This window comes from Enterobacter sp. DNB-S2, assembly GCF_019443845.1.
Taxonomy (GTDB): domain Bacteria; phylum Pseudomonadota; class Gammaproteobacteria; order Enterobacterales; family Enterobacteriaceae; genus Enterobacter; species Enterobacter asburiae_B.
In genome coordinates, this window is the sequence record NZ_CP050520.1 from 1,388,202 (window position 1) to 1,402,793 (window position 14,592).

The following is a 14,592-nucleotide window of genomic DNA, read 5'->3' on the forward strand; positions in this document are numbered from 1 at the left end:
CTCAAAGCCCGGAAGCGATTCCGGGCTTTTTTATTTGCGCGTATAGCTCGGTTAAACTGAGTCTATACTCAACATTAATCTGTTTTTGCCGAGCTATTTGGCTTGGTATTATGGTTTTATCGAGGTATTGTTGTAAAAGAGAGAACGTAAATGAAATTACTACACCGTTTCTTTAGCAGTGAGGCATCCGGTGGCGTGATCCTGATTATTGCCGCAGCTGCCGCGATGGTGCTGGCTAACCTTGGCATCACGCAGGATCTCTACCATGCATTTCTGGAAACGCCCGTTGAGCTGAAGGTCGGGGCGCTGGAAATTAACAAGAACATGCTGCTGTGGATCAACGATGCGCTAATGGCGGTGTTCTTCCTGCTGGTGGGTCTTGAGGTTAAGCGTGAGCTGGTTCTGGGCTCGCTTGCCAGCCGCCAGCGCGCGGCGTTTCCTGTGATCGCAGCCATCGGTGGAATGGTCGTTCCGGCGTTGCTCTTCCTGGCGTTCACCTGGCAGGATCCTGTTGCGCGTGACGGCTGGGCGATCCCGGCCGCGACGGATATCGCCTTTGCGCTCGGTGTCTTAGCCTTGCTCGGTAGCCGCGTGCCGGTGGCCCTGAAAATCTTCCTGATGGCGCTGGCGATCATCGATGACCTGGGCGCCATTGTGATTATCGCGCTGTTCTACACCAGCGATCTGTCGATCCTGTCCCTGAGCGTCGCCGCCGGGGCGATTGCGGTGCTGGCGCTGCTGAACATCTTCAATGTTCGCCGCATCGGTATCTATATCCTGGTGGGGATGGTGCTGTGGACGGCGGTGCTGAAATCCGGCGTGCACGCCACGCTGGCAGGCGTGATTGTGGGCTTCTTCGTGCCGCTTAAACCGCAGGACGGCAAGTCGCCTGCCAAACAGCTGGAGCATGTGCTGCACCCGTGGGTTGCCTTTATGATCCTGCCGCTGTTTGCGTTTGCCAACGCGGGCGTTTCCCTCGGCGGCGTGACGCTGGACGGGCTGACGTCCGTGCTGCCGCTGGGCATTATTGCCGGGCTGTTTATCGGTAAGCCGCTGGGCATTAGCCTCTTCTGCTGGCTGGCGACGAAGCTGAAGCTGGCGTCATTGCCGCATGGCACCACGTTTTCGCAAATTATGGCCGTCGGCGTGCTGTGTGGAATCGGGTTTACGATGTCGATCTTTATTTCGACACTGGCGTTTGGTACGCATGCGCCTGAGCTTATCGTCTGGGCTAAACTCGGCATTCTCATCGGGTCATTACTGGCCGCGGTAATCGGTTATACCTTGTTGAAGGTGAAGTTGTCCGGACAGGCCGTCCAGGCATAACGGAACACCGGGAGGAGGCGATCCTCCTCCCGATACACACTCAGGGAGAGAAGACGCGATGTCTCATTTAAATTACAACCATCTGTACTACTTCTGGCACGTCTACAAACAGGGTTCGGTGGTGGGAGCATCAGAGGCGCTCTACCTGACGCCGCAAACCATCACCGGGCAAATCAAGGCCCTGGAGGAGCGTCTGCAGGGCAAGCTGTTCAAGCGTAAAGGGCGTGGGATTGAACCCAGCGAATTGGGTGAACTGGTTTTCCGCTATGCGGACAAAATGTTCACCCTGAGCCAGGAGATGCTGGATATCGTCAACTACCGCAAAGAGTCGAACCTGCTCTTTGACGTGGGCGTGGCGGATGCGCTGTCCAAGCGGCTGGTGAGCGGCGTGCTGGATGCGGCGGTAGTTGAAGACGAGCAAATTCACCTGCGCTGCTTTGAATCCACCCACGAGATGCTGCTGGAACAGCTGAGCCAGCACAAGCTGGACATGATTATCTCGGACTGCCCGATTGACTCCACCCAGCAGGAAGGGCTGTTCTCGGTGAAGATTGGCGAATGCGGCGTGAGCTTCTGGTGCATTAATCCGCCGCCGGAAAAACCGTTCCCCGCGTGCCTTGAAGAACGTCGTCTGCTGGTGCCGGGAAGACGCTCAATGCTCGGACGCAAGCTGCTGAACTGGTTTAATTCGCAGGGGCTTAAGGTAGAAATCCTCGGTGAGTTCGACGATGCGGCGCTGATGAAAGCCTTTGGCGAAGCGCATAATGCGATCTTCGTTGCGCCGACGCTGTACGCGCACGATCTCTATTCGGACGACAAGATTACGGAGATAGGCAGAGTGGATAACGTGATGGAGGAGTACCACGCCATATTTGCCGAACGAATGATTCAGCACCCGGCGGTGCAGCGAATCTGCAATCGTGACTACGCGGCGCTGTTTACGCCACCGGCAAACTGAAGGCATAAAAAAACCCGCGTTAAGCGGGTTCTTTAAACAAGCAACAACAAGTAGCGATTAAGCCAGTTTGTTGATCTGCGCGGTCAGGTTTGCTTTATGACGCGCTGCTTTGTTTTTGTGGATCAGACCTTTAGCAGCCTGACGATCCACGATTGGTTGCATTTCGTTAAATGCGTTCTGCGCTGCAGCTTTGTCGCCTGCTTCGATTGCTGCGTATACTTTCTTGATGAAAGTACGCATCATAGAGCGACGGCTTGCGTTGTGCTTACGAGCCTTTTCAGACTGAACGGCACGTTTCTTAGCTGATTTGATATTAGCCAAGTCCAACTCCCAAATATGTTCTATGTGGACAATTCAAAGGCCGAGGAATATGCCCTCTTTGCCTTCTTTTGTCAATGGATTTGTGCAAATAAGCGCCGTTAATTAGCGACGCTACGTTACGTAGTGATGGCGCAGGATTCTACCAGCTTGTCTTCCCTGAATACAGCCTTTCGGCATAAAAATCGCAGTTCACGAGCAGATTTTTTCGCTGCGAAAGGTCAGCCTGATGAAATCATTACGGCTTTCTGTTTTGCGCGAACAATCGCCGGTTAACCTTAACCGCTGTACAAGGTATACTTTGGCGATTTTCACTGTTTTGAGCCAGACATGAAGCTGATACGCGGCATACATAATCTCAGCAGCGCGCCACACGGGTGCGTGCTGACTATTGGTAATTTCGACGGCGTGCATCGTGGTCATCAGGCGCTGTTGCAGGGATTGCGAAAAGAAGGGGAGGCCCGTGGCCTGCCCGTTGTAGTGATGATTTTCGAGCCGCAGCCGCTGGAATTGTTCGCGGGCGATAAATCTCCCGCCCGACTCACTCGCCTGCGCGAGAAATTGCGCTATCTGGCGGAGTCCGGCGTGGACTATGTATTGTGTTTACGTTTCGATCGTCGCTTTGCCGCGCTGACAGCACAAAATTTCGTCAGCGACCTCCTGGTTAAGCGTCTTGGCGTACAGTTTCTTGCCGTGGGCGATGATTTCCGCTTTGGCGCTGGTCGTCAGGGCGATTTCTTGCTATTACAGAAGGCTGGTCTGGAGTACGGATTTGACGTCACCAGCGCGATGACCTTCTGCGAAGGCGGCGTGCGCGTCAGCAGCACTGCGGTGCGTCAGGCGCTGGCTAATGATGACCTGGACACGGCAGAAACCCTGCTGGGCCATCCGTTCACCATCTCTGGCCGCGTGGTCCATGGCGATGCGCTGGGCCGCACGATAGGCTTCCCGACGGCGAATATACCGCTGCGTCGTCAGGTTTCCCCGGTTAAAGGGGTGTATGCGGTGGAAGTGGCAGGACTGGGCGATAAACCGTTCTACGGCGTCGCCAACATTGGCACGCGTCCGACCGTCGCCGGTGTGCGTCAACAGTTAGAAGTGCACCTGCTGGACGTTGTAATGGACCTCTATGGTCGCCATATAGATGTGATACTGCGTAAAAAAATACGCAACGAGCAGCGATTTGGTTCGCTGGATGAACTAAAAGCGCAAATTGCGCGAGATGAATTGACGGCCCGCGAGTTTTTTGGGCTTTGAACCCGGCTTAACTGCCTACGTGATAAATACGGAACCGAGAATCTGATGAGTGACTATAAATCAACCCTGAATTTGCCGGAAACAGGGTTCCCGATGCGCGGCGATCTCGCCAAGCGCGAACCGGGAATGCTGGCGCGTTGGACCGATGATGACCTGTACGGCATCATTCGTGCAGCCAAAAAAGGCAAAAAAACCTTCATTCTGCATGATGGCCCTCCATATGCGAATGGCAGCATTCATATTGGTCACTCGGTTAACAAGATTCTGAAAGACATTATCGTGAAGTCCAAAGGCCTCACGGGATATGACTCGCCTTACGTTCCGGGCTGGGACTGCCACGGTCTGCCAATCGAGCTGAAAGTGGAGCAAGAGTTTGGCAAACCGGGTGAGAAGTTCACCGCCGCCGAGTTCCGTGCGAAGTGCCGCGAATACGCAGCCACGCAGGTTGACGGTCAGCGCGCTGATTTCATCCGTCTGGGCGTGCTGGGCGACTGGTCGCACCCATACCTGACCATGGATTTCAAAACTGAAGCCAACATCATCCGTGCGCTGGGTAAAATCATCGGTAACGGCCACCTGCACAAAGGCGCTAAGCCGGTGCACTGGTGCGTGGACTGCCGCTCTGCGCTGGCAGAAGCGGAAGTTGAATATTACGACAAAACCTCTCCGTCTATCGACGTGGCGTTCAACGCTGTCGATCAGGATGCGGTGAAGGCTAAATTTGGCGTCTCCTCGGTAAATGGCCCGATCTCTCTGGTGATCTGGACCACCACCCCGTGGACCCTGCCGGCGAACCGTGCGATCTCCCTGTCCGGTGAGTTCGAATACGCGCTGGTTCAGATTGACGGTCAGGCGGTTATCCTGGCGAAAGATCTGGTTGAGAGCGTGCTGAAGCGCGCGCATATCACCGACTACACCGTGCTGGGCACCGTGAAAGGCGACGCGCTGGAGCTGATGCGCTTCAAACACCCGTTCCTGGACTTCGACGTTCCGGCGATCCTGGGCGACCACGTGACGCTGGAAGCGGGTACCGGTGCTGTACATACCGCCGGTGGTCACGGTCCTGACGACTACAACATCAGCCTGAAGTACGGTCTGGAAATCGCTAACCCGGTTGGCCCGGACGGCTCTTACCTGCCTGGCACCTACCCGGCGCTGGACGGTATCAACGTCTTCAAAGCGAACGACATCATCGTCGACATGCTGCGCACCAGCGGCGCGCTGCTGCACGTTGAAAAAATGCAGCACAGCTATCCGTGCTGCTGGCGTCACAAGACCCCGATCATCTTCCGTGCGACCCCGCAGTGGTTCGTCAGCATGGATCAGAAAGGCCTGCGCGAGCAGTCTCTGAAAGAGATCAAAGGCGTGCAGTGGATCCCTGACTGGGGCCAGGCGCGTATCGAATCCATGGTGGCTAACCGTCCTGACTGGTGTATCTCCCGTCAGCGTACCTGGGGCGTGCCGATGTCTCTGTTCGTACATAAAGAGACGCAGGAGCTGCACCCGAACACCCTGGAACTGATGGAAGAAGTAGCGAAGCGCGTCGAAGTTGACGGTATTCAGGCGTGGTGGGATCTCGACTCCCGCGACATCCTGGGCGCTGACGCAGACAACTACGAGAAAGTACCGGATACCCTGGACGTGTGGTTCGACTCCGGGTCTACTCACTCCTCCGTGGTTGACGTGCGTCCGGAATTTGCCGGTCACGCTGCCGATATGTATCTGGAAGGGTCTGACCAACACCGCGGCTGGTTCATGTCATCTCTGATGATCTCCACCGCCATGAAGGGTAAAGCGCCTTACCGTCAGGTACTGACTCACGGCTTCACCGTGGATGGTCAGGGCCGTAAGATGTCCAAATCTATCGGTAACACCGTTTCTCCGCAGGATGTGATGAACAAGCTGGGCGCAGACATTCTGCGTCTGTGGGTGGCCTCTACCGATTACACCGGCGAAATGGCGGTGTCTGACGAGATCCTGAAGCGTGCTGCCGACAGCTATCGTCGTATCCGTAACACCGCGCGCTTCCTGCTGGCGAACCTGAACGGGTTCGATCCGGCAAAAGACATGGTGAAACCGGAAGAGATGGTGGTGCTGGATCGCTGGGCGGTAGGCTGCGCGAAAGCGGCGCAGGAGGATATCCTGAAAGCCTATGAGTCTTACGACTTCCACGAAGTGGTGCAGCGCCTGATGCGCTTCTGCTCCATCGAGATGGGCTCGTTCTACCTCGACATCATCAAAGACCGCCAGTACACCGCGAAAGCGGACAGTGTGGCGCGTCGTAGCTGCCAGACCGCGCTGTTCCACATCGCAGAAGCGCTGGTGCGCTGGATGGCGCCGATCATGTCCTTCACCGCGGATGAAATCTGGGGCTACCTGCCGGGCGACCGTGAGAAGTATGTGTTCACGGGCGAGTGGTACGAAGGTCTGTTCGATCTCTCCAGCACCGAAGCGATGAACGATGCCTTCTGGGACGAGCTGCTCAAAGTGCGTGGCGAAGTGAACAAGGTTATCGAGCAGGCGCGCGCGGACAAGAAAGTCGGCGGCTCTCTGGAAGCGGCAGTTACGCTGTATGCCGAACCGGAGCTGGCGGCGAAGCTGACGGCGCTGGGCGATGAATTACGATTTGTCCTGTTGACCTCCGGTGCGAAAGTTGCGGATTATGCCGATGCTTCTGCTGATGCTCAGCAGAGCGAGCTGCTCAAAGGACTGAAAGTCGCGCTGAGCAAAGCCGACGGTGAGAAATGCCCGCGTTGCTGGCATTACACCACCGATGTTGGCCAGGTGGCGGAACACGCAGACATCTGCGGACGCTGTGTAAGCAACGTCGCCGGTGACGGCGAAAAACGTAAGTTTGCCTGATGAGTAAAACTCTCTGTTCAACAGGACTGCGCTGGCTGTGGCTGGTTGTGGTGGTGCTGATTATCGATCTGGGCAGCAAGTTCCTGATCCTCCAGAATTTTGCTCTGGGGGAGACGGTTCCGCTGTTCCCGTCGCTTAACCTGCACTACGCGCGTAACTACGGCGCAGCGTTTAGTTTCCTTGCCGACAGCGGTGGCTGGCAGCGCTGGTTCTTTGCGGGTATCGCTCTCGGTATTTGCGTGATCCTCGCGGTGCTGATGTACCGCTCGAAGGCCACGCAAAAGCTGAATAACATTGCCTACGCGCTGATCATTGGCGGCGCGCTGGGCAACCTGTTTGACCGCCTGTGGCACGGCTTTGTGGTCGATATGATCGACTTCTACGTCGGCGACTGGCACTTCGCGACCTTTAACCTCGCCGATAGCGCAATTTGCATCGGCGCGGCGTTAATCGTGCTGGAAGGCTTCTTGCCTAAACCGGCTGCGAAAGAGCAGGCGTAACACACTCGCCCGGTGGTGTAATGCTACCGGGCAAAACAAGCGAGCAATTTGCATGTCTAAATCCGTACAGAGCAACAGCGCGGTTCTCGTTCACTTCACGCTGAAGCTGGATGACGGCTCCACGGCCGAATCCACCCGCAATAACGGCAAACCGGCCCTGTTTCGTCTTGGTGATACCTCCCTGTCTGAAGGTCTTGAGCAGCAGCTTCTGGGCCTGAAAGAGGGTGAGAAAAAAGCCTTTTCGCTGGAGCCGGATGCCGCGTTTGGCGTGCCGAGTCCCGATCTTATCCAGTATTTCTCGCGCCGCGAGTTTATGGACGCGGGTGAACCGGAGATCGGAGCGATTATGCTCTTTACCGCTATGGACGGCAGCGAAATGCCTGGCGTGATCCGCGAAATCAACGGCGACTCTATTACCGTTGACTTCAACCATCCGCTTGCCGGGCGTACCGTTCATTTTGATGTTGAAGTGCTGGAAATCGATCCTGCACTGGAGGCCTGAAATGCAGATCCTGTTGGCTAACCCGCGCGGCTTCTGCGCCGGTGTAGACCGCGCTATCAGCATTGTTGAAAACGCGCTGGAGATTTACGGCGCGCCGATTTATGTGCGTCACGAAGTGGTGCACAACCGCTACGTGGTCGACAGCCTGCGCGAGCGCGGCGCCATCTTCATTGAACAAATCAGCGAAGTGCCGGACGGTGCGATCCTGATCTTCTCCGCGCACGGCGTCTCTCAGGCGGTACGTAACGAAGCAAAAAGCCGCGATCTGACCGTATTCGATGCCACCTGTCCGCTGGTGACAAAAGTGCATATGGAAGTGGCTCGCGCCAGCCGTCGTGGTGAAGAGTCGATTCTGATTGGCCATGCCGGTCATCCGGAAGTCGAAGGCACCATGGGCCAGTACAGTAACCCGGAAGGGGGCATGTATCTGGTTGAGTCGCCTGAAGATGTCTTTACGCTGAACGTGAAAAATGAAGCCCGTCTGTCGTTTATGACCCAGACGACGCTCTCCGTAGACGATACTTCAGACGTGATTGACGCGCTGCGTCAGCGCTTCCCGAAAATCGTTGGCCCGCGTAAGGATGATATCTGCTACGCGACCACTAACCGTCAGGAAGCGGTGCGCGCACTGGCTGAAAAGGCGGATGTGGTGCTGGTAGTCGGCTCCAAAAACTCGTCTAACTCAAACCGTCTGGCCGAACTGGCGCAACGCATGGGGAAAGCGGCTTTCCTGATTGATGACGCGTCGGATATTCAGGAGGCGTGGGTTAAGCACGCGGCATGTGTCGGCGTGACGGCCGGGGCGTCTGCGCCAGATATTCTGGTACAGAACGTCATTTCTCGTCTGCAGGAACTGGGCGGTGGCGAAGCGGTGCCGCTGGAAGGACGTGAAGAAAACATCGTTTTTGAAGTCCCGAAAGAACTGCGCATCGACGCCCGCGAAGTCGAATAGTCCTTTTTCTGATGAAAGGCCAGCACCTCCTGTGCTGGCCTTTTTTTTACCCGTTACTTTATCGTGACGACAAAATCATGTCTTTTACTGATATTTAAGTCGGTTTCACGTTAAATTCTAATTATCGGTGTTTTCAGTTGGCAGTGCTTCTCAAGGCTGGTTAATCTGAAAACGGTTTACATCATTTTAACGTAAGAGAATAACTATGCATGATGCACAGATCCGTGTCGCCATTGCGGGCGCGGGTGGACGTATGGGCCGTCAGCTTATTCAGGCGGCACTTCAGATGGATGGCGTCGCGCTTGGCGCGGCACTGGAGCGTGAAGGTTCGTCGCTTCTGGGAACCGATGCCGGTGAGCTGGCGGGCGCAGGCCAAACGGGCGTTACCGTGCAAAGCAGCCTGGAGGCGGTAAAAGAGGACTTCGATGTATTCATCGATTTTACCCGCCCGGAAGGGACGCTCACGCATCTGGCGTTTTGTCGTCAGCACGGCAAGGGGATGGTGATCGGCACCACCGGTTTTGACGATGCGGGCAAGCAGGCTATCCAGGATGCATCAAATGAGATTGCGATTGTCTTCGCGGCAAACTTCAGCGTGGGCGTTAACGTCATGCTGAAGCTGCTGGAGAAGGCCGCGAAGGTGATGGGCAACTATACCGATATCGAGATCGTAGAAGCTCACCACCGTTACAAAGTTGATGCGCCATCGGGTACGGCGCTGGCGATGGGCGAAGCGATTGCTCATGCACTTGATAAAGATTTAAAAGACTGCGCGGTCTATACCCGTGAAGGTTACACCGGCGAACGCGTTCCTGGCACCATTGGCTTCGCAACCGTGCGAGCGGGTGACATCGTCGGCGAACACACGGCGATGTTCGCCGATATTGGCGAGCGCGTCGAAATTACGCACAAAGCCTCCAGTCGAATGACGTTCGCCAACGGCGCCGTACGTTCCGCTTTGTGGCTTAAAAACAAGAAAGATGGCCTTTTTGATATGCGGGATGTGCTCGATCTCAACAATTTGTAAGCATTATTACCCATCGTGATGTGGTTATTGCAGTCGTAATTGTTTGATTGCATAGGGCAATATTTTATTGCCCTTTTATTTTATCTGTTTTATAGCGTATTTTTGTTTAAATCTCTAAATATCTATCTCTTGTGGCGTTTTAACGTTACTGAAATGTAAATTTTGACCATCTGGTCTACTTTATAGTGCTGCACCATCTCATTTTTCATTAAACCAGGCGCGCAAGCGTTTTCCGCAGTGATTTACCTGATCTTTTTGTCGCTTAAGCCGCATTCCACTCGCCAGACTTGCAAAAGAGTAAACAAAATATCCGTTTTAAGTTGACTTTTACCCACCAAATCCCCAGAATGCCGCCGTTTGCCAAAAATCCGCTGGCAACACATTTGCATTGATCCATGACATGCTATGAATTAATATGCAAATAAAGTGAGTGAATATTCTCTGGAGGGTGTTTTGATTAAGTCAGCGCTATTGGTTCTGGAAGACGGAACCCAGTTTATCGGTCGGGCCATAGGGGCAACGGGTTCGGCGGTTGGGGAAGTCGTTTTCAATACTTCAATGACCGGTTATCAAGAAATCCTCACTGATCCTTCCTATTCTCGCCAAATCGTTACTCTTACTTATCCTCATATCGGCAATGTCGGCACCAATGCGGCTGACGAAGAATCTTCTCAGGTACATGCGCAAGGCCTGGTCATCCGCGACCTGCCGCTGATTGCCAGCAACTTCCGCAATACCGAAGACCTCTCTTCTTACCTGAAGCGCCATAACATCGTGGCGATTGCCGATATCGATACCCGTAAGTTAACGCGTCTGCTGCGCGAGAAGGGTGCACAGAACGGCTGCATCATCGCGGGTGATAACCTCGATGCGACGCTGGCGCTGGAAAAAGCGAAAGCCTTCCCGGGCCTGAACGGCATGGACCTGGCGAAAGAAGTGACGACCGCTGAAGCCTACAGCTGGACTCAGGGTAGCTGGACGCTGGAAGGCGACCTGCCGGAAGCGAAAAAAGAGAGCGAGCTGCCGTTCCACGTGGTGGCCTACGATTTCGGCGCCAAGCGCAACATCCTGCGCATGCTGGTTGACCGCGGCTGCCGCCTGACGGTGGTTCCGGCACAAACGTCTGCCGAAGACGTGCTGAAGATGAATCCGGACGGTATTTTCCTGTCCAACGGTCCTGGCGACCCGGCGCCGTGCGATTACGCCATCGCCGCCATCAAGGCCTTCCTGGAAACCGACATCCCGGTATTTGGCATCTGCCTCGGCCATCAGCTGCTGGCGCTGGCGAGCGGTGCGAACACCGTTAAGATGAAGTTCGGCCACCACGGTGGTAACCACCCGGTGAAAGACATCGATAACAACACGGTGATGATCACCGCGCAGAACCACGGCTTTGCCGTCGATGAAGCCTCGATGCCGGCTAACCTGCGCGTGACCCATAAGTCGCTGTTCGATGGCACCCTGCAGGGTATCCACCGTACCGATAAGCCAGCATTCAGCTTCCAGGGCCACCCGGAAGCCAGCCCGGGCCCACACGACGCCGCGCCGCTGTTCGATCACTTCATCGAACTTATCGAGCAATACCGTAAGACCGCTAAATAATCAGGAGCCGAGAAGACAATGCCAAAACGTACAGACATAAAAAGCATCCTGATCCTTGGCGCTGGCCCGATCGTCATCGGCCAGGCCTGCGAATTCGACTACTCCGGCGCGCAGGCGTGTAAAGCCCTGCGTGAAGAGGGTTACCGCGTAATCCTGGTAAACTCTAACCCGGCAACCATCATGACCGACCCGGAAATGGCTGATGCAACCTACATCGAGCCGATTCACTGGGAAGTGGTGCGTAAAATCATCGAGAAAGAGCGTCCGGACGCGGTGCTGCCAACCATGGGCGGCCAGACGGCACTGAACTGTGCGCTGGAGCTGGAGCGTCAGGGCGTGCTGGAAGAGTTCGGCGTGACCATGATTGGTGCGACCGCCGACGCGATTGATAAAGCAGAAGACCGTCGCCGCTTCGACGTGGCGATGAAGAAAATCGGCCTCGACACCGCACGTTCCGGTATCGCACACAACATGGAAGAAGCGCTGGCCGTCGCGGCTGACGTGGGCTATCCGTGCATCATCCGTCCATCGTTCACCATGGGCGGCACCGGCGGCGGTATCGCCTACAACCGCGAAGAGTTCGAAGAGATTTGCGAACGCGGTCTGGATCTCTCCCCAACTAAAGAGCTGCTGATTGATGAATCGCTGATTGGCTGGAAAGAGTACGAGATGGAAGTGGTGCGTGATAAAAACGACAACTGCATCATCGTCTGCTCCATCGAGAACTTCGATGCGATGGGTATCCACACCGGCGACTCCATCACCGTTGCGCCAGCCCAGACCCTGACCGACAAAGAGTATCAAATCATGCGTAACGCCTCGATGGCGGTACTGCGTGAAATCGGCGTGGAAACCGGCGGTTCTAACGTGCAGTTCTCGGTGAACCCGAAAACCGGCCGTCTGATTGTTATCGAAATGAACCCGCGCGTGTCCCGTTCCTCCGCGCTGGCCTCTAAAGCGACCGGCTTCCCGATTGCGAAAGTGGCGGCGAAGCTGGCGGTGGGTTATACCCTCGACGAGCTGATGAACGACATCACCGGTGGCCGCACCCCTGCGTCCTTCGAGCCGTCCATCGACTACGTTGTGACCAAAATTCCACGCTTCAACTTCGAGAAATTCGCGGGCGCGAACGACCGTCTGACCACCCAGATGAAATCTGTCGGTGAAGTGATGGCGATTGGCCGCACGCAGCAGGAATCCCTGCAGAAAGCGCTGCGTGGCCTCGAAGTGGGCGCGACCGGCTTTGACCCGAAAGTGAGCCTGGACGACCCGGAAGCGCTGACCAAAATCCGCCGCGAGCTGAAAGACGCGGGCGCAGAGCGTATCTGGTATATCGCCGATGCCTTCCGTGCGGGCCTGTCCGTCGACGGCGTGTTCAACCTGACCAACATCGACCGCTGGTTCCTGGTGCAGATTGAAGAGCTGGTGCGTCTGGAAGAGCAGGTCGCGGAGCTGGGCATCAACGGCCTGGACGCTGACTTCCTGCGCGTGCTGAAGCGTAAAGGCTTCGCCGATGCGCGTCTGGCTAAGCTGGCGGGCGTGCGTGAAGCGGAAATCCGCAAGCTGCGCGACCAGTACGACCTGCACCCGGTCTACAAGCGCGTGGACACCTGTGCGGCTGAATTCTCGACCGACACCGCCTACATGTACTCCACCTATGAAGACGAGTGCGAAGCGAACCCGTCCGTCGACCGCGACAAGATTATGGTGCTGGGCGGCGGTCCAAACCGTATCGGCCAGGGCATCGAGTTCGACTACTGCTGCGTACACGCCTCGCTGGCGCTGCGCGAAGACGGTTACGAGACCATCATGGTCAACTGTAACCCGGAAACCGTATCGACCGACTACGACACCTCTGACCGCCTCTACTTCGAGCCGGTTACCCTGGAAGACGTGCTGGAAATCGTGCGCATCGAGAAGCCAAAAGGCGTTATCGTGCAGTACGGCGGCCAGACCCCGCTGAAGCTGGCGCGCGCGCTGGAAGCAGCAGGCGTGCCGGTTATCGGCACCAGCCCGGACGCGATTGACCGTGCGGAAGACCGCGAGCGTTTCCAGCAGGCGGTTGACCGTCTGAAGCTGAAACAGCCGGCGAACGCCACCGTCACCGCCATTGAAATGGCCGTTGAGAAGGCGAAAGAGATTGGCTACCCGCTGGTGGTGCGTCCTTCCTACGTGCTGGGCGGCCGCGCGATGGAAATCGTTTATGACGAAGCCGACCTGCGTCGCTACTTCCAGACTGCGGTGAGCGTTTCCAACGATGCGCCAGTGCTGCTCGACCGCTTCCTCGACGACGCGGTTGAAGTGGACGTTGACGCCATCTGCGACGGCGAAATGGTACTGATTGGCGGCATCATGGAGCACATCGAGCAGGCGGGCGTGCACTCCGGCGACTCCGCCTGTTCTCTGCCGGCGTACACGCTGAGCCAGGAGATTCAGGACGTGATGCGCCAGCAGGTGCAGAAGCTGGCCTTTGAGCTGCAGGTTCGCGGTCTGATGAACGTCCAGTTCGCGGTGAAAGACAACGAAGTCTACCTGATTGAAGTCAACCCGCGTGCGGCACGTACCGTACCGTTCGTCTCCAAAGCCACCGGCGTACCGCTGGCGAAAGTGGCGGCGCGCGTGATGGCGGGCCAGACGCTGGCGCAGCAGGGCGTGACCAAAGAGATCATTCCACCGTACTACTCGGTGAAAGAAGTGGTGCTGCCGTTCAACAAATTCCCGGGCGTTGACCCGTTGTTAGGGCCAGAAATGCGCTCTACCGGGGAAGTGATGGGCGTGGGCCGCACCTTCGCAGAAGCGTTCGCGAAGGCGCAGCTGGGCAGTAGCTCCACCATGAGGAAATCAGGCCGTGCGCTGCTCTCCGTTCGCGAAGGCGACAAAGAGCGCGTGGTTGACCTGGCCGCCAAGCTGCTGAAACAGGGCTTCGAGCTGGACGCGACCCACGGTACCGCGATTGTGCTGGGCGAAGCCGGCATCAACCCGCGTCTGGTGAACAAGGTGCATGAAGGTCGTCCGCACATTCAGGACCGTATCAAGAATGGCGAATACACCTACATCATCAACACCACCGCAGGCCGCCAGGCGATTGAAGACTCCAAGCTGATTCGCCGCAGCGCGCTGCAGTACAAAGTGCACTACGACACCACCCTGAACGGCGGTTTCGCGACGGCCATGGCGCTGAACGCGGATGCCACCGAGAAGGTGATTTCAGTGCAGGAAATGCACGCGCAGATTAGCAAATAAGTAAAAATGCCCGGTGCCGTTCGGTTGCCGGGCATTCTCCCATCT

Annotated in this window: 11 protein-coding genes and 1 pseudogene; 11 read left to right on the plus strand and 1 reads right to left on the minus strand. The window is 56.3% G+C overall.

Features of this window, described 5'->3' with window-relative positions; all coding sequences use genetic code 11:
- Positions 1–150 precede the first annotated feature (150 nt).
- Together nhaA and nhaR are read left to right on the plus strand one after the other, a co-directional pair.
- Positions 151–1,326, plus strand: a complete 1,176-nt coding sequence (nhaA, locus tag HB664_RS06570; RefSeq protein ID WP_039260856.1) for a Na+/H+ antiporter NhaA — start codon at positions 151–153, stop codon at positions 1,324–1,326.
- A 58-nt stretch (positions 1,327–1,384) separates the two neighbouring features.
- Positions 1,385–2,284 carry a transcriptional activator NhaR gene (gene nhaR, locus HB664_RS06575; protein ID WP_219940518.1) on the plus strand — a complete coding sequence of 300 codons (900 nt, stop codon included), beginning with the start codon at positions 1,385–1,387 and terminating at the stop codon, positions 2,282–2,284.
- Positions 2,285–2,341: 57 nt separating this feature from the next.
- Here nhaR and rpsT read toward each other — a convergent pair whose 3' ends face one another.
- The gene (gene rpsT, locus HB664_RS06580) at positions 2,342–2,605 is read right to left on the minus strand and encodes a 30S ribosomal protein S20 (RefSeq protein WP_003856458.1); all 264 of its coding nucleotides are present in this window, start codon (positions 2,603–2,605) and stop codon (positions 2,342–2,344) included.
- A gap of 101 nt (positions 2,606–2,706) precedes the next feature.
- Between rpsT and HB664_RS22795 the strand changes: the two are divergent.
- From HB664_RS22795 to carB, 9 genes and pseudogenes are all read left to right on the plus strand, one after another.
- Positions 2,707–2,925: pseudogene (locus HB664_RS22795) on the plus strand (DUF2575 domain-containing protein).
- Positions 2,926–2,932: 7 nt separating this feature from the next.
- Positions 2,933–3,859 carry a bifunctional riboflavin kinase/FAD synthetase gene (gene ribF / locus HB664_RS06585; protein WP_023310350.1) on the plus strand — a complete coding sequence of 309 codons (927 nt, stop codon included), beginning with the start codon at positions 2,933–2,935 and terminating at the stop codon, positions 3,857–3,859.
- Between the two features lie 45 nt (positions 3,860–3,904).
- On the plus strand, positions 3,905–6,721 hold the full coding sequence (gene ileS / locus HB664_RS06590) for an isoleucine--tRNA ligase (protein WP_063439487.1): 2,817 nt from the start codon (positions 3,905–3,907) through the stop codon (positions 6,719–6,721).
- On the plus strand, positions 6,721–7,221 hold the full coding sequence (lspA, locus tag HB664_RS06595; RefSeq protein ID WP_008502034.1) for a signal peptidase II: 501 nt from the start codon (positions 6,721–6,723) through the stop codon (positions 7,219–7,221). Before ileS ends, lspA begins: the two co-directional genes overlap by 1 nt.
- Positions 7,222–7,273: 52 nt before the next feature.
- Positions 7,274–7,723 (plus strand): FKBP-type peptidyl-prolyl cis-trans isomerase, encoded by a 450-nt coding sequence (gene fkpB / locus HB664_RS06600; RefSeq protein WP_003856450.1) that lies wholly within the window; start codon positions 7,274–7,276, stop codon positions 7,721–7,723.
- Between the two features lies 1 nt (position 7,724).
- Positions 7,725–8,675, plus strand: a complete 951-nt coding sequence (gene ispH / locus HB664_RS06605) for a 4-hydroxy-3-methylbut-2-enyl diphosphate reductase (RefSeq protein ID WP_033144603.1) — start codon at positions 7,725–7,727, stop codon at positions 8,673–8,675.
- Positions 8,676–8,880: 205 nt separating this feature from the next.
- Complete coding sequence (gene dapB, locus HB664_RS06610; RefSeq protein WP_219940519.1) at positions 8,881–9,702, plus strand: 4-hydroxy-tetrahydrodipicolinate reductase; 822 nt, start codon at positions 8,881–8,883, stop codon at positions 9,700–9,702.
- 453 nt (positions 9,703–10,155) lie between these two features.
- A complete protein-coding gene (gene carA, locus HB664_RS06615) occupies positions 10,156–11,304 on the plus strand; it encodes a glutamine-hydrolyzing carbamoyl-phosphate synthase small subunit (RefSeq protein WP_219940520.1) in 1,149 nt (382 codons plus the stop codon).
- An 18-nt stretch (positions 11,305–11,322) separates the two neighbouring features.
- Positions 11,323–14,547, plus strand: a complete 3,225-nt coding sequence (gene carB, locus HB664_RS06620; RefSeq protein ID WP_039260850.1) for a carbamoyl-phosphate synthase large subunit — start codon at positions 11,323–11,325, stop codon at positions 14,545–14,547.
- Positions 14,548–14,592 lie beyond the last annotated feature (45 nt).